The organism is Limnohabitans planktonicus II-D5 (assembly GCF_001270065.2).
In the GTDB taxonomy this organism is placed as follows: domain Bacteria; phylum Pseudomonadota; class Gammaproteobacteria; order Burkholderiales; family Burkholderiaceae_C; genus Limnohabitans_A; species Limnohabitans_A planktonicus.
Window position 1 is genome coordinate 235662 of sequence record NZ_LFYT02000001.1, and the last position, 19487, is coordinate 255148.

General features: G+C 51.3%; 21 protein-coding genes. 10 read left to right on the top strand and 11 right to left on the bottom strand.

Features of this window, described 5'->3' with window-relative positions:
* The 3 genes from flgJ to flgL are packed head-to-tail and all read left to right on the top strand — an operon-like array spanning position 1 to position 3488.
* The gene (gene flgJ / locus H663_RS21225) at positions 1-855 is read left to right on the top strand and encodes a flagellar assembly peptidoglycan hydrolase FlgJ (RefSeq protein WP_053174671.1); all 855 of its coding nucleotides are present in this window, start codon (positions 1-3) and stop codon (positions 853-855) included.
* Positions 852-2510 (top strand): flagellar hook-associated protein FlgK, encoded by a 1659-nt coding sequence (gene flgK, locus H663_RS21230; protein WP_083451269.1) that lies wholly within the window; start codon positions 852-854, stop codon positions 2508-2510. The genes flgJ and flgK overlap by 4 nt, the downstream gene beginning before the upstream one ends.
* A gap of 36 nt (positions 2511-2546) precedes the next feature.
* Positions 2547-3488, top strand: coding sequence for a flagellar hook-associated protein FlgL (gene flgL, locus H663_RS21235; protein WP_053174676.1), 942 nt, complete (start codon positions 2547-2549; stop codon positions 3486-3488).
* Positions 3489-3536: 48 nt separating this feature from the next.
* On the opposite strand, the gene H663_RS21240 is transcribed toward flgL, so the two are convergent.
* The 9 genes from H663_RS21240 to flhD form a co-directional block, all read right to left on the bottom strand.
* On the bottom strand, positions 3537-4274 hold the full coding sequence (locus tag H663_RS21240) for an RNA polymerase sigma factor FliA (RefSeq protein ID WP_053174679.1): 738 nt from the start codon (positions 4272-4274) through the stop codon (positions 3537-3539).
* A gap of 9 nt (positions 4275-4283) precedes the next feature.
* Positions 4284-5693 (bottom strand): FtsK/SpoIIIE domain-containing protein, encoded by a 1410-nt coding sequence (locus H663_RS21245; protein ID WP_053174682.1) that lies wholly within the window; start codon positions 5691-5693, stop codon positions 4284-4286.
* Complete coding sequence (gene flhA / locus H663_RS21250) at positions 5690-7771, bottom strand: flagellar biosynthesis protein FlhA (protein WP_053174685.1); 2082 nt, start codon at positions 7769-7771, stop codon at positions 5690-5692. The genes H663_RS21245 and flhA overlap by 4 nt, the downstream gene beginning before the upstream one ends.
* A complete protein-coding gene (locus H663_RS21255) occupies positions 7768-8922 on the bottom strand; it encodes an EscU/YscU/HrcU family type III secretion system export apparatus switch protein (protein ID WP_053174688.1) in 1155 nt (384 codons plus the stop codon). The genes flhA and H663_RS21255 overlap by 4 nt, the downstream gene beginning before the upstream one ends.
* A 117-nt stretch (positions 8923-9039) precedes the next feature.
* The gene (locus tag H663_RS21260) at positions 9040-9432 is read right to left on the bottom strand and encodes a response regulator (RefSeq protein ID WP_053174692.1); all 393 of its coding nucleotides are present in this window, start codon (positions 9430-9432) and stop codon (positions 9040-9042) included.
* 11 nt (positions 9433-9443) lie between these two features.
* Positions 9444-10313 (bottom strand): flagellar motor protein MotB, encoded by an 870-nt coding sequence (motB, locus tag H663_RS21265; protein ID WP_053174696.1) that lies wholly within the window; start codon positions 10311-10313, stop codon positions 9444-9446.
* Between the two features lie 26 nt (positions 10314-10339).
* The gene (gene motA, locus H663_RS21270; RefSeq protein ID WP_053174699.1) at positions 10340-11200 is read right to left on the bottom strand and encodes a flagellar motor stator protein MotA; all 861 of its coding nucleotides are present in this window, start codon (positions 11198-11200) and stop codon (positions 10340-10342) included.
* Between the two features lie 148 nt (positions 11201-11348).
* Positions 11349-11906: a flagellar transcriptional regulator FlhC gene (gene flhC, locus H663_RS21275; RefSeq protein ID WP_053174702.1), complete on the bottom strand. Its 558-nt coding sequence runs from the start codon at positions 11904-11906 to the stop codon at positions 11349-11351.
* The gene (flhD, locus tag H663_RS21280) at positions 11903-12217 is read right to left on the bottom strand and encodes a flagellar transcriptional regulator FlhD (protein WP_053174705.1); all 315 of its coding nucleotides are present in this window, start codon (positions 12215-12217) and stop codon (positions 11903-11905) included. The genes flhC and flhD overlap by 4 nt, the downstream gene beginning before the upstream one ends.
* A gap of 431 nt (positions 12218-12648) precedes the next feature.
* Between flhD and H663_RS41490 the strand changes: the two genes are divergently transcribed.
* The 5 genes from H663_RS41490 (at position 12649) to H663_RS21300 (ending at position 16240) form a co-directional block, all read left to right on the top strand.
* The gene (locus tag H663_RS41490) at positions 12649-12819 is read left to right on the top strand and encodes a hypothetical protein (protein WP_165803835.1); all 171 of its coding nucleotides are present in this window, start codon (positions 12649-12651) and stop codon (positions 12817-12819) included.
* A 127-nt stretch (positions 12820-12946) separates the two neighbouring features.
* Positions 12947-13807, top strand: coding sequence for a flagellin N-terminal helical domain-containing protein (locus H663_RS21285; RefSeq protein WP_053174708.1), 861 nt, complete (start codon positions 12947-12949; stop codon positions 13805-13807).
* 232 nt (positions 13808-14039) lie between these two features.
* Positions 14040-15440: a flagellar filament capping protein FliD gene (gene fliD, locus H663_RS21290; protein WP_083451270.1), complete on the top strand. Its 1401-nt coding sequence runs from the start codon at positions 14040-14042 to the stop codon at positions 15438-15440.
* A gap of 39 nt (positions 15441-15479) precedes the next feature.
* The gene (gene fliS / locus H663_RS21295) at positions 15480-15941 is read left to right on the top strand and encodes a flagellar export chaperone FliS (protein ID WP_165803836.1); all 462 of its coding nucleotides are present in this window, start codon (positions 15480-15482) and stop codon (positions 15939-15941) included.
* Positions 15941-16240, top strand: a complete 300-nt coding sequence (locus H663_RS21300) for a flagellar protein FliT (protein ID WP_053176819.1) — start codon at positions 15941-15943, stop codon at positions 16238-16240. The genes fliS and H663_RS21300 overlap by 1 nt, the downstream gene beginning before the upstream one ends.
* Before the next feature lie 22 nt (positions 16241-16262).
* On the opposite strand, the gene fliE is transcribed toward H663_RS21300, so the two are convergent.
* Both fliE and H663_RS41495 read right to left on the bottom strand, forming a co-directional pair.
* Entirely contained in the window at positions 16263-16571 is a 309-nt protein-coding gene (fliE, locus tag H663_RS21305; protein ID WP_053174717.1) for a flagellar hook-basal body complex protein FliE, read from the bottom strand.
* Positions 16572-16650: 79 nt separating this feature from the next.
* On the bottom strand, positions 16651-16890 hold the full coding sequence (locus H663_RS41495; protein ID WP_165803830.1) for a hypothetical protein: 240 nt from the start codon (positions 16888-16890) through the stop codon (positions 16651-16653).
* Here H663_RS41495 and fliF point away from each other — a divergent pair.
* Complete coding sequence (fliF, locus tag H663_RS21310) at positions 16877-18448, top strand: flagellar basal-body MS-ring/collar protein FliF (protein WP_240620290.1); 1572 nt, start codon at positions 16877-16879, stop codon at positions 18446-18448. The genes H663_RS41495 and fliF overlap by 14 nt on opposite strands.
* 11 nt (positions 18449-18459) lie before the next feature.
* Complete coding sequence (gene fliG, locus H663_RS21315) at positions 18460-19464, top strand: flagellar motor switch protein FliG (RefSeq protein ID WP_053174723.1); 1005 nt, start codon at positions 18460-18462, stop codon at positions 19462-19464.
* Positions 19465-19487 lie beyond the last annotated feature (23 nt).

A 19487-nucleotide genomic window follows, 5' to 3' on the forward strand; every position in this document is an offset into this window, starting at 1 on the left:
ATGACGCCCTCATCCATGAAGCGCAGTCCTTCTCTGGCTTTCGATGTCAAAGCGCTGGGCACTTTGAAGTTGGAGGCCAAGCGCAAAGACCCGGCCGCCATTGCGCAGGCGGCCAAAGAGTTTGAATCCTTGTTCATGCGTGAACTCATCAAAAGCATGCGGCAAGCCACCATGCGATCAGGTTTGCTTGACAGCCAAGCCGGTGACGTGAGCGCAGACTTGCTCGACCAACAATTGGCGCAAGCCATGTCGGGCCGGCCCGGTGGGCTTTCAGAGATCATTGCCCGGCAATTGAGCAAGCAAGTCACAAGCGCTGAAAAACCATTGGCTGCGTACACCCCCACTCAATCGCTCGGTGTCAAGACAGTGGCGCCCAAAGCGGCTGAATTTGTCAGTCAACACCAGCAGGCCGCTGACAAGGTATCGCAGGACAGCGGGATTCCGGCACCCTTTATGTTGGGTCAAGCGGGATTGGAAAGTGGATGGGGTCAACATGAAATTCGCCACAAAGATGGCACCAGCGCATTCAATTTATTTGGCATCAAAGCCGATAAAGGCTGGAAGGGAAAAGTCGCAGAAGTCATGACCACCGAATACATTCAAAACCAAGCTGTCAAGATCGTGGCCCGTTTTCGGGCCTATGACTCTTATGCCGATTCATTCAAAGACTACGCCAAATTGATCACCGGATCGGCCCGCTATGCCCAAGCTGCAGGCAACATGCACAACGCACAAACGTACGCCACCCATTTACAGCAAGCTGGCTATGCCACCGATCCCCAGTACGCCCACAAACTCAGCCGTGCCATTGCCATGTCCATGCGCACACAAAACATCAAAGGCAAGGCCACATGAGCGGATTACTCAGCATTGGAATGCGCGCATTGAACGCCAATTCTGCAGCCTTGCAGACCATTGGTCACAACATTGCCAACGTCAACACCCCCGGTTATTCGCGCCAGACGGTGCGCCTTGAAAGTGATCCTGGTCATTTGGGAATAGGCGGCTCTATCGGGCGCGGTGTGAATGTTGCAGGTGTTGAGCGGGTGTACAGTGATTTTTTAAGTGCTCAGCTCAACACCACACGCGCACAGCAGGCTGCTGACGCAAGTCGTGCTGAAAAATTGGGCATTTTGGAAATGAATTTTCCCAACGGCTCTGCAGGCTTGGGAATGGCCATTGGCGACATGTTCAATGCATTTTCACAGGTGGTCGCAGCGCCCAATGACATGACCGCACGCACCGTTGTGCTGACCGGCGTGCAAAGCGTTGCTGATCGCCTGCGAGCAAGCCATTCAGAGATCACAGAATTGGCCATCAGCACCCGATCTGAACTGCAAGGTAAAGCCCAGCAGGCCAATACGCTGCTTGAAAAAATTGCTGCCTTGAATCAGCAAATCACAAGCACCCAAGGCAGCGGACAGCCAAGCCATGATTGGCTAGACAGTCGAGAGCAATGTGTTCTGGAACTCAACGAATACATTCAAACGACTCAGTTGATGCAGGACGATGGCTCGTTGAGCGTGTTTGTGGCCAACCAAGCCGTCGTTCAAGGATCGAAAGCCGGTGCGATCTCCGTAGTCTGCGATGCTCAGGATGCATCGCTCAGTCGCTTGCAGTTGCAAAATGGCAGCACTTTGCGCACCCTGGACGACTCAACCATAGCCGGCGGTCAGCTCAAAGGCTTGCTTGAATTTGAGCAAAACGATTTGTCTCTGGCCAAAAACCTGAGTGGACGTTTGGCCATGGCGTTGGGCTTGGCGGTGAACCAACAGCACAGGGCTGGATGGGACTTTGAAGGCAAGCCTGGCCAGGCGATGTTTTCAATCCCGAAGCAAGTTGAGGGACTCAATGTGGATGGTGCGCAGGGGCATGTCCTGTTCACAGATCCTAGCAAGTTCAGTGCCTCCAATTATGTCGTTCAAATGGACAGTGCCGGTACAGGGGGGCATGTCATCCGCCAAATGGATGGAAAAAAAACGGATTTCTTGAGCGACACTGAGCTTGCATCGAAAACGATTGATGGCTTGACATTCAAGCTCACGTCTCCAGCCCTGGGTGCCAGTCAGCGCATGCTGTTCAAGCCTTTCGCAGATGCCGCAGGCAGCATCCAATCGCTTCTGACTTCACCGCTCACCGTGGCTGCTGCCTCTGTAAATCCCGCATCAGGCCATGGCACGCCAACTCAAATGCCTGCCAACTCAGGCAATGCCAGAGCACTCCTGGATTTGCGCGATGCCAAACTGCTCGATGCAGGGCGTTTGACAGATGCATATGCCAATGCAGTGTCTCAAATAGGTCTCAGGGTGCAAAGTGTTCAGTTCGCTTCGGATGCATCGCAAAGCATGGCTGCCAACATGCTTGCACAAAAAGCCAGAGTGTCAGGCGTGAATTTAGACGAAGAAGCCGCTCGCTTGATGCAATTCCAGCAGGCCTATCAAGCCAGCGCCAAGATCTTGCAAGTGGCGCAGCGTGTCATGGACACCTTGCTGCAAGACTTAGGGCGCTGATTTTTGGACTCCACCACTTTTTAAGGCTTCAACACCATGAACCCGATCAGCAGCCGCAATGGCACAAACAACAGCAACGAAACGGTGCTGGCGCAACTGACCGTTCGCAAAGCCAGCTTGGATCAGTCGCAGCTGGCGATATCAACGGGCAAGCGCATCAACAAAGTCAGCGATGACCCGGTAGGTGCGGCGCAAGCCGAACGTGCCATGACACGCATTGAAAGAATCAAAGTTGATCTTCGCGCCATAGACCTCCAGCGCAGCAGCATGACATTGGCTGAAAGCACTTTAGGCGAAAGCATCGATGATTTGCAGCGAGTCCGTGAGTTGTTGGTGAGCGCAAGCAATGCCACGCTAGACACACCGCAGCGCGCCGGCATCGTCCATGAAATTCAAAGTCTTCGCCACAGATTGTTGCAACTGGCCAATCGGCAAGACAGCAATGGCATGGCACTTTTTGGTGGGCTAGGCAGTGTGGCAACACCCTTTGTGGAGGATGGCACAGGTGTCGTCAGCTTTGTGGGCGTGGCCGGTCTGCCTGCCACCAGCGATGTCAGTGTGCCCATGGCACTCGACGGCCATAGCGCATTCATGTTCACCCCGGACCATGGTCCAAACGCAAGCATCTTCAAAGCCATGGATACCGCCATTGCAGCTTTAAAAGGACCTGCCAACAACCCGACCACACTGGCTGCGTTGAGTGGGGCCATCAGCCAAGGGATCAAGGACATCGACACAGGCTTGACGCAGTTGCAGACGGCAAGGGGGCAGGCAGGTGTTTTTTTGAATCAATCCGATCGCATGGAGAGCTTGCTCAATGCCCGACATGATCAGTCTGAAACAGATCGCAGCCGAGTACAAGACCTGGACATGGCTCAAGCCATCAGCCAGATGCAGTCCCATCAAATCGCCTACGAAATTGCCTTAAAGACGTATGCACAATCGCGACAATTGTCCTTGTTCAATGTCCTGAACTGATTCAAAAGGGCTCAGAGGGTCTATCGCGCCATGCTGACCGGCTAATTGTCAGTAAGCATCGAATTCAGCTCGGCTGCTTTTCAACCTCTGCCTCAGCCGAGCAATCGCCTGGCTGTGCAGTTGGCTGACTCGGGAGTCGGTAATGCCCAGAACCGCGGCCATCTCCTTGAGGTTCATCTCTTGCTCGTAGTACATGCTCATGATGCGCTGCTCTCGCTCAGGCAAAAGACCAATGGCATCGACCAATGACTGTCTCATTTTTTGGTTTTCAAGCAAATGCAAAGGATCGGATTCAGCGTCGCTGATGAACCGGTCCAAAAAACCATCGTCGCCATCGACCTGACCCGTCAATTCTTCCAAATAAAGCAACTGCGTTCCACGAGACTTTGACAGCATCTCCTGGTACGCGCTCAGGGTGATTCCCATTTCATGGGCAATCTCCTGCTCGCCAGGGTCTCTGCCTAGTTTTTGTGCTGATTTTTGGATTGCTTTTTCAATGCTTTTTTGTTCTCTGCGTGAAGTGCGTGACATCCAGTCCGTGCTGCGCAATTCATCCAGGATGGCGCCTCGGATGCGTTGATTGGCATAAGTTTCAAACTGTGCCCCATGCTGACTGTCATACTTGGAAACAGCGTCGGCCAAGCCCAACATGCCCACCTGGATCAGATCGTCCACCTCCACACTGGCAGGCAGCTTGGCGTGCATGTGGTGTGCAATGCGCTTGACCATCAAGCTGTGTTGCTTGAGCAAGCTGTTGAGATTGGGATGGCCCTTGAAGTTGTACATCGCGCGGGCTCAATGCCGGGGGGTATTCGCAGCGCTCTGTCGGCTTGTGCGAGGTTTGGCAAACAAAGTTTGAAGCTCTGACTCCTGCAATTCGACATGGCTTTTTTGTGTGATGAGCAGGGTTTTCGAAACCCACTGCAGTGGGTTTGGCCTGGACCAGTTTTGCGCCAATGGCAGGTCTTGGGTACACCCACGCAGCACCACTTTGTTCAAAATCAACATGTCCAAAAGTGGGCCCAGTTTGATGGCTTCGTCCATGTGACTCAACAGTGCACCTGCCAAACTACAGTGGTCAAAGGCTTTCAAACTGGCTTGATTCACCTCCACTTGGGCCGTGGCATTCAAGACCAACAGGCGGTGCAAATTGGGCAGCAAAGGTTTGGCTTGTTTGGAGGACGATTTGGCGTGGTGCAGTGAAATGCCGGGGGTGTCCACCAACACCAGGTGTTTGTTGTGCCACAGGTTCAACAGGTCTTGGGCTGCGTCCACATCGTGTGCCAGGTGTGCGACAACCCCTGTGTCCCGGGTGAGTTGCCGCAAGGACTCATTGCCCAGCATGGCCCGGGTGTCCAGGGTGACCAAGCCGACACTGGCCGGGCCGTGCATTTCCACGCAATGCGCCACCAAGGTGGCCACAGCCGTTGTTTTGCCAACGCCTTTGCTGCCCACCACCAACATTTGACCGCCTTGCTCAATCAAGCTTGGGCCTGCCAAATCGGTTTGAACGCAGCGCGACAAATGCTGTGCCACGGCTTGCATGTCGGCGCGAGGGTTGACCAATGCAGCCTGTGGCAGTTGTTCCAGCATCTCTTTGATGAGTTTGGAAGAGTAACCGGCATGCAACAGACGTTGCGTTAAATCCGCATGGGCTGGTTTTTGCTTGGTTTGTGACAACCAGGCCATGGTGCTGAATCGCTCCTCCACCATGGCCCTGAGGTCTTTCAACTCCGACATCAGGTTGGGGGTGGACGTGTTCGCTGTTGTTTCCAGGTTTTGCCACTCATCGCGCAAATCCAGCGCGGGAGAGAGCGCATTCAAGTTCGCATCGCTGCGGCCTGTTGGGCTTGATTTTTGTGGGCTCTGCGATGTTGCCGTGTGACTGGCTTCCTGCTGTCTTTGATGTTTCTCTTGGTGTTGTTTGCGCAAAAGCCTTTCTCGAACATAGTCTTGAAACGACAATGTACTCATGGCCATTTCTTCGGTGTCGCTGGCAACACTGGTTCTTTCGTAATTTGCAGGTGCTGAGCTTGGCTTTGGCAATGGCAAATTCAGTGGCGCAGATTCTTGCGCAGTGGCTGTGATTTCCACGCCACCAGGCACATCGCGGTTGGACAAGATCATGGTGGTTTCGCCAAATGCCAGCCGTGCCATGTTCATGGCGGCACGTGCGTTGGGTGCCAAAAATTTTTGGATATTCATCCTGTGTTACCTCTCAAAATAGGGCCAATTCGTATGCTGTGTGTGTCCGGAATTTCACTGTGAGCCAATACCTGCAGACGGGGCACAATGCGCCGCAGCAGTCGCGCCATTTGTGAGCGGATAGGGTCGGGTACCAAAAGACAAGCGGGCATGCCGTTGTCCTCTTGCTCGCGGCTCAATGCCATGGCAGATTGGCTCAACATATCGGCCACCCCCGGGTCCAGAGCTTGACCACCGTTGGGGTTGGCCAGGGCCTGCATCAGCATGCGCTCCAACGCGGGGTCCAAGGCCATGACTTCAAGTTCGTTCACGGTTCCATAAATGTGCTGAACAATCGCTGGTGCCAACGCAATGCGAATTTTTCGGGCCAGCTCTTCGGGATCATTGATCTGACTGAATTCAGCCAAGGTTTCAATGATGGTGCGCATGTCTCGGATGTGAACAGATTCGTTCAAAAGCAACTGCAACACTTTTTGAAACACGGGGATGGATATCAATTTAGGCACCACCTCTTCAATCAATTTGGGCGCCAATGCTGTGATGTGCTCGACCAATTGCTGGGTTTCCATTCGGCTGAGCAGGCGTGCCGCATGGGTTTGCATCAAGTGTGAAAGGTGCGTTGCCATGACGGTTTCGCAATCCACCACCGTAAATCCGAGTGACAGTGAATTCTCTATTTGGTTTTCATCAATCCAAAAAGCAGGCAGGCCAAAAGCGGGGTCTGTGGTCGGGTTGCCAATCACCGGCACACTGACCCCGCCTGGGTTGATGGCCAAGTGCCGACCCGGAAAAGCCTCGCCTCTTGCAATGACGACACCGCGCAGTGTGATGTTGTAGGCACTGGGCTTGAGGTCCAAATTGTCTTTGACGTGCACAGAAGGCGGTAAGAACCCCATTTCTTGCGCAAACTTTTTGCGAACACCTTTGATTCGACTGAGTAAATCACCCTGTCTGTCTTTGTCGACCAGTGTGATCAATCGGTAGCCCAACTCCAAGCCAAGCGGATCAACGGGTTGGAGATCATCCCAGCTCGCTTCGCTGTCAGCTGGGACTTGTGTTGTGCTGGCGTCTTCCAAGTTTTGAATGGGTGTTTGTGTCAGTCGCCAAGCTGCAAATGCCAACAATGCACCCATGGGCATAAAAACCAGCAAAGGCATGCCCGGAATCAAACCCAGCACCACCAGCATGCCTCCCGTCACCCCCAGCACGAGGGGAGACCCCAACATTTGCTCGGCCACTTGCCGGCCAACATCTTGCTCATTGCCAACGCGTGACACCACCATGGCTGCAGAGATGGAAATCAACAAGCCTGGAATTTGTGCGACCAATGCATCACCCACAGCCAACAAGATATACGTGTTGGCAGCCTGGGTGGCACTCAAATCGTGTTGCAACATGCCAATGGTCAATCCACCGATGATGTTGATGAACAAAATCAAAATGCCAGCGATCGCATCACCACGCACAAATTTCGCGGCACCATCCATGGCACCGAAAAAATCTGCTTCATCGCCCACTTCACTGCGCCTTTTTTTCGCTTGATCGTTGTCGATCAGACCCGCATTCAAATCGGCGTCAATGGCCATTTGCTTGCCTGGCATGGCGTCCAGTGCAAATCGGGCCGAGACTTCGGCAATGCGTTCAGAGCCCTTGGTCACAACGATGAAGTTGATCACCACCAGAATGGCAAAAACAATCAAGCCGACTGCAAAATTACCGCCAATCAAAAAATGTCCAAAGGCCTCAATCACCGCACCCGCAGCGCCAGGGCCGGTGTGGCCATCCAGTAAAACCACCCGAGTGGAGGCCACGTTCAACGACAAGCGCAGCAAGGTGCTGATCAGCAATACCGTGGGGAAGACGGCAAAGTCCAAAGCTTTCTTGGTGTAGGAGGCCACCATCATCACCATCAGCGCTACGGCAATGTTGAGCGTGAAGAAAATGTCCAAAACCCAAGAGGGCAGCGGCAGCACCATCATGGCCAAGATGGCCACCACCACCAATGGCGCGCCAATGCCTTGCAGCACAGATTGTTTGTTGACCAAAAGTGCGCGCCACAGCGTTAAAGCAGCGTTCATGCAAGGCGTCCTTTGGTAAAGCCAGGGCTGTGCGGGTCCAGTTCTTCGGGCACATCGGGAACAGGGCAAGCGCCAGGTTGCGGGCCTTGACCTGACAGGGACGCCTTGAGTCGGTAGACATAAGACAGCACTTGAGCCACGGCCATGTACAAGGCAGTTGGAATTTCTTCGTCAATTTCGGTATGCGTAAACAAGGCGCGTGCCAAACGCGGTGATTCCAGCAGCGGGATGCTGTGCTGCTGCGCCGCTTGTCGGATTTTCAATGCAATCAAATCAGCGCCTTTGGCAATCACACGGGGTGCACCCAACTGGGTGTCGTCATAGCAAATGGCCACCGCGTAATGTGTCGGGTTGGTCAAGACGAAATCTGCTTTCTCAACCTGACGAACACTGTTTTGTTGTGCAATTTCGCGCTGTTTGGCACGCCGTTTGTTTTTGATGTCGGGGTTACCTTCAGACGCCTTGAATTCATCTTTCATGTCCTGCAAAGACATTTTCAAGCGCTGATGGTGCAGAAAAAATTGCAGGGGCGTATCAACCGCCGCCATCAAAAGAATCACCAGCAACAAGAGTGCCAAACCCTCCATGAGCCATCTTCCGGCCATCAAAAGCGAGGCTGAATCATGCTGCAATGACATCACGGCCAGCAGGTGTATGTGGTGATGAATGTACAAACCCGTCACAAGGCACAAGCCCGTGACAATCAGCACCAGCAAGGCCACTTCTGACAGTTTGTCTTTGGAGAAAAGGCGACCCAAACCTGTCAATGGGTTGATTTTTGAAAAATCAGGACCTAAAGGTTTTATGGTGATCAAGAAGCCACTGACGAGCACTGAGGACAAAACGGCCAGGGCACTGATCCACAAGGACAAGGGCAAAGTGGCTTTCAAGGCCACGCTGGACAGGGTTTGCACCTGCTCGATCATGGCACTGGGCTGAGCCAATGTCATGGCATTGAACTTCAATTGCGTGCGCATCATGGACAGCAGTTGGTTCAAGATACCCGGCAGCAGCGCGAACAAAACCATGGCACCACCACCCAAAATGGCCAAGTGCTTCAAGTGCTGCGAGTGCGCCACTTGCCCATCATTTCGGGCTTTTTGAATGCGTTGCTGCGTCGCGGGTAAGTGTTTGTCCTGGCTTGAAGCCATGGCTGTATTCCCATAGAAAGGAATTCATTGTTCCAATTCTGGGAAGGTGTGTGAGTTCAAAAAAAGGCAGAAAAACAGATCAATTCTTCTGATCAAACACATCAAATCAGCAAGGGCTCAATGTGGTTTTCGATTGAAAACTTTGTGAATTTTTTCTTCCAAGATGGCTTTGGAAAATGGCTTGACGATATATGCGCAAGCGCCTAATTGTGCGGCCTGGATGACTTCTTCCTTGCCGGCTTCAGCGGTGATCATCAATACCGGCATAGATTTGAGTTTTTCATCTTCTCTGATGGCTTTGAGCAGTTCAAATCCATTCATGTTGGGCATATTGATGTCGGTCAAGACGCAATCAAAATGCCCTGATTTGAGTTTTTGAAATGCGACTTGACCGTCTTCAGCCTCATCGGCATCGACATGGCCTGCCTCTGTGAGCAAGCCCCTGATGATTCGCCTCATGGTGGAGAGGTCGTCGACGATCAAAAAGTGTAGATTTCGTGGCTTGCTCATGGGGGCGTGACTTATTTTGGGCGAGTGAATTGATGGTCATCGCCGAGCAATCGGGAGGCTGCTTCATAGTTCAAGACGACCACAGAAATTCTTCGGTTGATCGGATTGCTTGGGTTTTCAGAGTCAAGCAAGTCTGTATCTGCCATGCCTACGATGCGCTTGAGCTTGTTTTGTGGCATGCCGCCTGTGACCAGTTCTCTGCGAGATGCATTGGCCCTGTCTGCTGACAGCTCCCAATTGCTGTAGCCACGCAAGCCGCTGCTGTATTGCGTGGCATCTGTATGCCCTGACAAGCTGATCAGGTTGTTGACTTCTTTCAAACCCGCACCAATTTCTTGCAAAATTTCACGCAAGTAGGGCTTGACCACTGCTTGGCCAATGTCAAACATGGGCCTTTTTGAATGGTCCATGATGTCGATTTGCAAGCCATCCTTGGTCATTTCAAGCTTGATCTGATTTTTGTACTCAGACAAGGCGGGACGTTTGTTGATCCGCTCAAGAATTTTATTTTTCACCTCTTGGAGCTTGCGACTTTCTTCCAATTCAGAGTCGGGTCGACCCGTTGAACTGGCTTTACCTTTGACACCCGCATTGCCTTTGCTCGTCTCCAAACGAGGTCCACCCCCTGTGATGATGGAAGTGCTGTCCCCTGCGCCATCGCCACCCATCAAGGAAATTTTGACGGGGTTGCTGAAATACGAAGCAATGCCTTGCAAATCACCTTTGGAGGTGGAGCCCAGGAGCCACATCAGAAGGAAAAACGCCATCATGGCCGTGACAAAATCCGCATAGGCAATCTTCCAGGCACCGCCATGCGCCCCTGCGTTTTTGCCCCGTTTGATCCGCTTGATGATGATGGGTTGTAGTTTTTTTCTATCCATACGCAGGGTATTTTTTTAGAGATTGTTCATCGCTTGGCGCGAACATGCTCTTCCATCTCACTGAACGAAGGGCGTTCGGTTGAAAATAAAACTTTGCGGCCAAACTCGATGCAAGTGGTGGGGTTGTAGCCTTGCATGCTGGCAAGTAAGGTGGCTTTAACGCACAATAATTTCTTGCTTCTGTCTTCTGCTTGTTGCTCCATCAATCCGCCCAGTGGTTCCACCACACCATAGGCAAGCAAAATACCCAAAAAAGTACCCACCAGGGCAGATCCAATCATGGCTCCCAACACGGCTGGTGCTTGACCGACGGAACTCATGGTGTTGACGACACCCAAGACGGCTGCCACGATGCCAAAGGCTGGCAGACCCGCAGCGACCCTGGCAACAGCCGCAATGGGTGCATGGCTTTCTTGGTGATGGGTTTCCAATTCACTGTCAATCAAGGCTTCAATTTCATGGGAGTTGAGATTGCCAGAGACCATCATGCGCAGATAGTCGGTCAAAAACTCTGTCAAGTGGTGATCTTTGACAATGTTCGGATAGGACTGAAACAACTTGGATTCATTGGGCGAATCGACGTCTTGTTCAATCGACATCAAGCCTTCCTTGCGGGCTTTTTGCAAAATGTCAAACAAAAGGGCCATCAACTCAAGGTAGCTCTTTTTGGTGTGAACCGAACTTTTCAATGCTGCGGGCATACAACGCAGGGTGGCTTTGATCACTTTGGGTTGGTTGTTCACCACAAAAGCCCCCAGCGCACCTCCACCAATCACCAACATCTCGTTGGGCAATGCATCCAAGACAACTTTGATGTTGCCCCCGTGCATGATGTAGCCACCAAAAATGCAGCCCAAAGCAAGCAAGTACCCAATGATGACCAGCATGTTGTAAAGCGTTCAATTCAGGTGACCATAGAAAAAAGAGTCAAGGCTGGGGTGCGCATGACGCCAATGAACACTGATGGTATTTGGTGAGTCACCAGCCGATCGTTCGAATAGATGACCGTTTGCAAGGCTATTCAAGTGCTTGGATTCACTGCAATTGCAGGGACCCGCTAGCTTGGCCTTTGCCCGCACGTGCTGGCGGTTTACACATGCCGCAGACGAAATATTTGGGATTTTCATAGAGGTCTGTGATAAACCGCCCGCTGCATACCTTGCACGTATTCATGGCCAGCTGGTTGCTGTGCATGAATTTCATCAAGCGCCAGGCCCGTGTCACTGAGAGCAATGGATCAAGCTCCAAATGTGCCATTTGCTCGCTGTAGAGTTCATAGGTTTTGATCAGCAACTCACCATCGTCCAACAGACTTGTTTTTTGCAAGTAATTGAAGATATTCATGAACAAGGAAGCATGGATGTTGGGTTGCCATGTCAAAAACCAATCGGTGGAAAAAGGCAATTGACCTTTGGGGGGCGATTTCCCAGCCACCTCTTTGTACAGTTTGAGCAGACGCTCGTAGGACAGTTCGGTTTCGCCTTCGAGCACTTGCAAGCGTGCACCCAGGCCAATCAACTTCACAGCGCGATCGATTTGACGCGACTCGTTCAACATGCTGCGTTTAGTCACTTGAACCCACTCTTTGTTCATAAGGATTGGGCAACCTGACTGGACATGACGATGTTGGCATGCAATCGCTTGGTCACGCTGTTGTCTGTTTGATGGCTGAGCAAACTCCATACGGCTTCGTCGATGCCGCGCATGTGGCAAAGCAAGACACTGCCCGATGCAATTTTCAAGAGCTGACCAGAGGTGATGCTGGCAATCAATTCAGCGACTTCCTCTGAGATGCCCAGACGATACAAAGCTTGTGCCGGATCGTCGCGAATCATGCGTTGTGCGAGCATCAAATAAGTCAGGTTGGCTTCGCGAATTTCAGTCATCAGTTGTTCATGGTTCATGTGTCATTCCCTAGATGCGACGATTTCGAGTTGCTTTGCTTAGGCTTGGTGCAAAAAGAATTTTGTCTGGATGTGGATTGTTGAACTCATATTTCGAAATCCGAATAGGAAACTGGCTGTTTCATTCATGGATTTTTCGGTCATGTTTGTCAGATCATTGACAGAGCCGATAGGCATTGGCTGACAAGGCGTGTAAGGCTTTTTCACCCGCTTTCTGCTTCATTCTTTGACTGGCCTGAAATGCTTTTTGAATTTCATCGCAAGCGCTGCGTGCAGCCTGCGCTGACCTGCGCTGGACTGCGAGCGAGACCCATGGCATTGACTTGGCACGCACAAATGGGAGCCCGGACCTGTGTGTCTACCGGGATTACCCGTTTCGCAAACAGCGCTTGTCTTCGAGCCCGTCCAGACCTTTGTCAGATAGACACACGATGCAGACGGGCCTGCTCACCCCCAAGGGCATGACCTCACAAGTACGCGGTGTGAACGTGGCCATTCATAACACCCATGAAGCTAGCCCCACAGCGCAAAGGCCTGAAGAGTTGCTGGTAAAAAAACCGGCAGCCAAGAAAAAATTCTTGTTTATTGGCTTCAAGGCCTAAATTTTGATCTTCCGTTGACCGATAAATAACTCAGAAGCAGATGATTTGTTCAATTGCAAAAAGGCGAGTGTGTCCTTTTCAATTGAGCGCTTCATTTGTTTCATTTTTTTATCACCAGGAGTTCCAAATGGCTTCAACCATCAACACCAATATTTCATCCATGAACGCGCAGCGCAGTTTGGGGAATACCCAAAATTCCTTGGCTGTTTCCATGGCCAGATTGTCTTCGGGCTTGCGTGTCAACAGCGCCAAAGACGACGCGGCAGGCCTGTCCATCGCAGAGCGCATGACCTCTCAAGTGCGCGGCATGAATGTGGCCATGCGCAACGCCAATGACGGCATCTCCATGGCGCAAACGGCTGAAGGTGCTTTGGGGAAAACTGGCGAAATTTTGCAGCGCATGCGTGAATTGGCAGTTCAATCGTCCAATGCCACCAACTCCACTTCAGACAAAAAATCACTTGACACTGAATTTGGTGAGCTGGCCAAAGAGGTGCAGCGCGTATTTGCATCCACCGCATTCAATGGTCGAAAAATCATGGGTTCAGATGCCGGCGCACAAATTTTTCAAGTCGGTGCGAACACATCTGCGGAAAACCAAATCACGGTGACAACGACAAACATGACAACCCAAACTGATTTGACAGCAGTTGCCGGAACCGATATCGCTGGTCTTGGCAGGGCTGTTATCACAGGGGCCTCAGCGGATGTGTTGGGGGTGATCGACAAGATCGATACCGCGATCAGCAAGGTTTCAGATGAACGTTCTGTCTTGGCGGCCTCGCAAATTCGCTTTGAGTCCGCAATTTCATACTTGCAAATCAGCACAGAAAACCAGTCTGCAGCGCGCAGCCGAATCATGGATGCTGACTTCGCACAAGAAACCGCGAACTTGTCGCGCGCGCAAATTTTGTCGCAGGCTGGCAATGCCATGTTGGCCCAAGCCAACCAATTGCCGCAAAGCGTCATGGCTTTGCTTCGCGGCTGATCTCAGTTGGTTGTCAACACTGCCCAGTGTGTCGGTGGGTAATTGATCTGATTGAAAAAACAGGCTGTGAAATGAAGCAGCCTGTTTTTTCTTGAATCCTCCATTTGGGAGGCCACTTTGCCGATAAACAGTGAAAAGCATATGGCTTTTTTGTTATGCGCATGGGGCTCAGTGGCGGTCAACTTGACGCTTCTGACCCATGATCTTCTCAGTCACACTTAAAGGATGATTCATGCCCATTATTTCGAGCCCTGGCATTGGCAGTGGTATGGACATCGCTGGTATTGTCAATAAGTTGTCTGAATTGGAGCGCCAGCCCTTGGTGCAGTTGAAAAAGCAGGTCGTCACCTTAGAGTCTCGCTTGTCGGTTTATGGGCAAGTCAAATCGCAAATGGCCAGTTTGCAAGATGCGTCAGCCAAGTTGAACAACAACGATGCATGGTCACAATTCAAAGTTACCAGTTCCAATAACGCTGCTGTCAGCGCGACGGCAGGCGGCAGTGCCATGCCCGTTAAACTTGATTTGGAAGTTCTCAAATTGGCCAAAGGACAAGTCAGCAGCTTCGCGACCCTGTCGGTAGATCAGGCATTGAGCGATGGCACCTTGACAATTCAGCCAGGCAGTTGGGCCTCTGGTGTTTTTTCACCCAACGGGGGTGTGCCCCATGTCATCTCCATTGAGACGGGACAAAAAACCGTCTCTGCTGTCGCGACAAAAATCAACAGCAGTGGCTCCAGTGTTCAGGCCTATGTGGTTCAAGATGCTTCGGGTGAGCGCTTGGTGTTGCGATCACGCCATACAGGTAAGGATCAGGGTTTCAATGTCGGCTTTGAGAGCTCGAATGCTGCGCCAAATCCAGGGGCTCAGCCACCAGTTGCCCAATTGAGTTTCATCAGGCCTTTTGGCGAGCAATTTGCCCAAGACGCACAGTTCAAGGTGGATGGTCTCGAATTGAGTTCAGCAAGCAACACGATCAAGCAAGCCCTGCCTGGGTTGAGCTTGTCTTTGCTGCAAGTCAGCTCAACACCCGTAAGAATCAGTGTTGAAAATGAACCCGAATCAGTGAAGAAAAATATACAAGCATGGCTCGATTCATTCAATGCCCTCAACTCAACCTTGGGCAATGCCGTGAAGTACAACACAGACAAGAAATCATCCGCACCGCTTCAAGGTGACTCCACTGCAGTCGGGGTTCAATCTGCGTTGCGAAGCTTGTTGCGCGGCGAAGTACCAGGATCTCCATTCCAAAGACTCTCGGATATTGGCATTTCTATTCAACGAGATGGATCCCTTGTGGTCGATTCGAAAAAATTCGAAAGTGCACTGGCAAACCCCAGTGCCGTGAAAGCGTTTTTTACAGGCAGCACAGGATTTGAAGGTTTGGGTTTTGCAAAAAAGATTGAAACTTTCATCAAAAATGCCCTGGACACCGAGGGGCGTGTTGCAGTGCGTGCCAACGCCTTGCAATCAGCGATCAAACGCAACTTGCAAGACCAAGAGCGCGTCAATGATCGTGCAGATCGCGCTCAGGCGAGATTGTTCAAGGTCTACAACAGCATGGACAGCAAAGTTGGAAGTTTGAATGCGCTCAACAGCTACGTGTCCCAACAGTTTGCAGTCATGAACAAGTAAAAAAATTCTTCATGTCGATCTCTCAAGTTTAGAAATTGTTTGCCGTTAACGACCCCACGAAGGAATAAAAAAATGTACTTGTCTGTCCATGCGAAAGCGGCAAAAGCCTACCGTCATATTGACGCAGTGACTCAGGTTGATGGTGCCTCGCCTGGGCAATTGTTGATTTTGTTGTTTGAAAATTTACACAGTCAACTCTTGCGTGCGCACAAGGCGCTGGGTGAAAACAACATCGCCGATAAAGGCCTGGCGCTTGGAAAAGCCGTTCGAATCCTGGACGAAGGCCTTAAGGCCGCATTGACGAAAAATACAGACGATGTCTTCACACAATCTTTGGGCGATTTGTATGGTTATTGCGCAAAGCGACTGACGCAAGCGAATTTTTACAACGACCCCTTGCCCATTGAGGAGGTCATACGTCTGATGAACCCGATTGCAGAGGCCTGGAAGTCAATCGTTGCACAACAAGCCCAAGCGCTGCGCCCCATGGAGGTGGCATGATGCCTAGCCAATTGATTGACTACTACCGTGCTATTGAAACCACCAGCAGCAGCATGCTGGAGTCGGCCAAGTTGGGCGCGTGGGAAGCCGTCATCCAGTCTGAAGGTGCATGTGCCATATTGATTTCACAGTTGCGCCATCACAGCCAAAACCATGCCTTGTCCATTGAAGATCGACATGAAAAGCGCCGCATCATGCTTCAAATTTTGCGCAATGATGCCCAAATTCGAATCATGATGGATCCTTGGCTAGAGGATTTGGAAAAAGTCATGCACGGAGGAAATTTGGTGCTGAATTGAAAAGCAATTGTTCGTGCGATTTTCAAACCTGCATGTTCATGATGTCCGAATACGCTTGAACCATTCGATTTCGAACGTGCAGCGTGGCTTGAAATCCAATTTGTGCTTTTTGCATGGCCACCATGGCTTCTTCCATGCTGACATCAGGGTTCTGCATTTGCACTTCTTTTTGAAGATTTTGCGCTTGCGCTTGCATGTCGCTCACTGAAGCCAGTGCATGGGTAAAACTGCTGCCCAGTCCAGAGTCTCTCACTGTACCCACGCTGTCCCTGGCGTTGTTGCCTGCTACAGGGCTGATCGATGAAGGCATGATTTGTGTGCTGATTTGCATGGGTCAATCACTTTCGGTTGATAGGTTGAATTGAATGAAATTCAGACCAATGCTAAAGGAGTTGGTACGCGGTACGTGCTCAGAAAAGGGATGTTTTTCGAGTCTTTATTGAGGTTTTAGATGCGCCAGTGCTCTGAATAATCAACGCATTGTCCAAGGCACTGCTTGCAGCCCAATCCAGATGAAAACATCGACCCATGACCACCGCGCTGATTGATAACCCCCTGGGTGCAGGAATGCTGACTTCATTTGCAAGGCTCGATCCTGGGCAGCGGTTTCGCATGTTGTCCGCCATTTTTTTGGTGATGGCATTGTTCATCGGTGGCTATTTGCTCAGCAGACAAGTGGACTGGAAGATCTTGTATGTGAACTTGTCTGACAAAGATGGGGGCAGTGTGATCGCGCAGTTGTCGCAGATGAACATGGCTTACAAGCACTCTGAAGGGGGTGCAATTTTGGTGCCCGCCGATAAAGTCCATGAAATACGACTGCGCCTGGCATCCCAGGGCCTTCCCAAAGGCTCAGGCCTGGGGTACGAGTTGATGGACAACAGCCGCTTTGGCATGACGCAGTTTCAAGAGCGTTTGACTTTCCAGCGCGGACTAGAAGGGGAGTTGACCCGCAGCATTCAGTCATTGGGTTCTGTGCAAGGTGCGCGTGTGCACTTGGCCATGCCGCAACAAAATGGGTTTTTCAGAGAACAACAAAAACCCTCAGCCTCTGTTTTGCTGAGCTTGCACGCAGGCAAATCCTTAGATCGATCACAAATTGCAGGCATCGTTCACCTGGTGGCCTCGAGCGTTCCAGAACTCGACCCCAAATCGGTCAGCGTGGTCGATGATTCTGGCAATCTTTTGTCAGCACCGGGTGGCGAAGCAGGTGGGCCCGATACGCAGCAAATACAGTACACACGCCAAGTGGAATTGGATTTAGCGCGTCGCATTGAAGACATTCTTGCCCCATTGGTGGGGCGCCAAAATGTGAAGGCACAGGTCAGCGTTGACATCGATTTCTCCAGGGTTGAGTACACCTCGGAGTCTCATCAACCTCACACCAATGGTGGTGTGATTCGGAGTCAGCAACTGATTGAAAATAACAACACCGCCAACACCTCAGTGTCCGGTGTGCCTGGTGCCAGTTCAAATCAAGCCGTAGCGCCTTCAACCATGCCATTGAATGCGGCAGCTTCGACTGTGAACGGGGTTGCTCGCCCAAATGCTCAGTCCAGCAATGGCAGCCGAAATTCAGTCACCAACTACGAGATTGACCGCACGGTCAAAACAGTCAAATCCGCAACAGGTGCACTGACTCGCGTCAGTGCTGCTGTGGTGATCAATGACAAGTTCAAGGTTCTCAGCACGGCCTCTGACACCGCTGATGCACCCGCTGCGAAACCTTTGAGCCCTGAACAGATGGAACAGTTTTCAGCAGTGGTCAAAGAGGCCATCGGATTCAAAGCAGATCGTGGTGATTCGGTCAAACTGATCAGTGGAACATTTAATGTCCAGAAAATTGATGCCTTTGAAATTCCATGGTGGAAACAGGCTGAAATTCAAGCCATGATCAAGAACATGGTGTGGCTCATCGGCGTCGTTGTTGCCGCTCTTGCCATGTTCATGGTGGTGCGCCCTATGAGGGGCGGTCGTCGAATGGCCAAGAGTGCGGGAGAGCCACTGCTCAATGCGGTGGTGGCGGACTTGCCTGCGCGACCCTCTGTTGAGCCCATCATTGCGCTTGCTTCCAATGCCCCACCGGCACTGGCGCTCCAGTCCATGGCTTCTGATCAGCGCTTGCAAGATGTGCGCAAATTGGCCAAAGAAAACCCGGCGGCTGTGGCTGACATTGTCAAGTCATGGATCCAGGGCGATAACACCTGATACGCCGAGTCATGAGTTCACTTCAAGAACCGGGTTTGAACAACGCCGCTATCCTGATCATGTCATTGGGAGAAGAGGCCGCAGCAGAAGTGTTCAAACACTTGCCGCCCAAAGAGGTGTACAGGCTTGGTGAAACGATTTCAAATTTACGTTCAGTATCCCGAGACCGTGTGGAAAAAGTTCTGAGCCAATTTGCCAATAGGGTGTCTTCGCAAAGCCTGCTTGTAGGCGATACAAGCAACTATGTTCGAAATGTGCTCAAAAGAGCCCTGGGTGAAGACAAAGCCGGGATGCTCTTAGACAGGATCACACAGGGCAATGACGTTTCTGGCATCGAGAGCTTGCGGTGGATGGATCCCATCGCCGTGGCTGAACTTTTGAAAAATGAACATCCACAAATCATTGCCGCCATCATGGTTCATTTGGACAACGAGCAAAGCGCCCATATTCTCAAAGCATTTTCTGATCGGCTTCGCAACGATGTGCTTGTTCGAGTCGCCAGTCTGGAAGACATACAACCAGCTGCTTTGCAGGATTTGAACGACGTTTTATACCGTTCTTTGTCAGGTCGTGAATCCTTGCGAAAAACCAATCATGGCGGGGTCAAATCGGCTGCTGAGATCATCAATTTGCTGGGTACAACATTGGAAAACAATGTCATTGAGGCCATACGAAGCGAAGACAGTGATTTGGCTCAGAAAATTGTAGACATGATGTTTGTGTTTGAAGATTTGCTCAAACTCGACAACAAAGCCATTCAGCTGACTTTGAAAGAATTTTCGACGGATCAATTGGTGTTGGCCATCAAAGGTGCGTCTTTAGAGTTGAGTGAAAAAATATTGGGCAATATGTCAGCGCGTGCGGCGCAGTCCATGCGGGAAGACCTTGAAAGTTTAGGCCCTGTGCTTTTGTCAGAGGTTGAAGCGCAGCAAAAAGAAATCATCAAGACCGTGCGTCAATTGGCGGAGGACGGACAAATTGTCTTGGGTGCTACGGGCGGTGACAGTTATGTTTAAACCACGTAGTACAAGCAGTTCAG

What these genes read in the sequence shown, in the direction of transcription:
- flgK (WP_083451269.1), top strand. Translation starts at nt 852, where the DNA reads ATGAGCGGATTACTCAGCATTGGAATGCGCGCATTGAACGCCAATTCT.
- H663_RS21245 (WP_053174682.1), bottom strand. Translation starts at nt 5,693, where the DNA reads ATGAATATCCAAAAATTTTTGGCACCCAACGCACGTGCCGCCATGAAC.
- H663_RS41495 (WP_165803830.1), bottom strand. Translation starts at nt 16,890, where the DNA reads ATGAACAATGCCATCACCAAAAAAATGGCGGACAACATGCGAAACCGC.
- H663_RS21260 (WP_053174692.1), bottom strand. Translation starts at nt 9,432, where the DNA reads ATGAGCAAGCCACGAAATCTACACTTTTTGATCGTCGACGACCTCTCC.
- flhA (WP_053174685.1), bottom strand. Translation starts at nt 7,771, where the DNA reads ATGAACGCTGCTTTAACGCTGTGGCGCGCACTTTTGGTCAACAAACAA.
- motB (WP_053174696.1), bottom strand. Translation starts at nt 10,313, where the DNA reads ATGGATAGAAAAAAACTACAACCCATCATCATCAAGCGGATCAAACGG.
- H663_RS21285 (WP_053174708.1), top strand. Translation starts at nt 12,947, where the DNA reads ATGGCTTCAACCATCAACACCAATATTTCATCCATGAACGCGCAGCGC.
- H663_RS21240 (WP_053174679.1), bottom strand. Translation starts at nt 4,274, where the DNA reads ATGTACAACTTCAAGGGCCATCCCAATCTCAACAGCTTGCTCAAGCAA.
- fliE (WP_053174717.1), bottom strand. Translation starts at nt 16,571, where the DNA reads ATGCAAATCAGCACACAAATCATGCCTTCATCGATCAGCCCTGTAGCA.
- flgL (WP_053174676.1), top strand. Translation starts at nt 2,547, where the DNA reads ATGAACCCGATCAGCAGCCGCAATGGCACAAACAACAGCAACGAAACG.
- fliF (WP_240620290.1), top strand. Translation starts at nt 16,877, where the DNA reads ATGGCATTGTTCATCGGTGGCTATTTGCTCAGCAGACAAGTGGACTGG.
- H663_RS21255 (WP_053174688.1), bottom strand. Translation starts at nt 8,922, where the DNA reads ATGGCTTCAAGCCAGGACAAACACTTACCCGCGACGCAGCAACGCATT.
- H663_RS41490 (WP_165803835.1), top strand. Translation starts at nt 12,649, where the DNA reads ATGCAGACGGGCCTGCTCACCCCCAAGGGCATGACCTCACAAGTACGC.
- fliG (WP_053174723.1), top strand. Translation starts at nt 18,460, where the DNA reads ATGAGTTCACTTCAAGAACCGGGTTTGAACAACGCCGCTATCCTGATC.
- flhC (WP_053174702.1), bottom strand. Translation starts at nt 11,906, where the DNA reads ATGAACAAAGAGTGGGTTCAAGTGACTAAACGCAGCATGTTGAACGAG.
- H663_RS21300 (WP_053176819.1), top strand. Translation starts at nt 15,941, where the DNA reads ATGCCTAGCCAATTGATTGACTACTACCGTGCTATTGAAACCACCAGC.
- flgJ (WP_053174671.1), top strand. Translation starts at nt 1, where the DNA reads ATGACGCCCTCATCCATGAAGCGCAGTCCTTCTCTGGCTTTCGATGTC.
- fliD (WP_083451270.1), top strand. Translation starts at nt 14,040, where the DNA reads ATGCCCATTATTTCGAGCCCTGGCATTGGCAGTGGTATGGACATCGCT.
- flhD (WP_053174705.1), bottom strand. Translation starts at nt 12,217, where the DNA reads ATGAACCATGAACAACTGATGACTGAAATTCGCGAAGCCAACCTGACT.
- motA (WP_053174699.1), bottom strand. Translation starts at nt 11,200, where the DNA reads ATGCTGGTCATCATTGGGTACTTGCTTGCTTTGGGCTGCATTTTTGGT.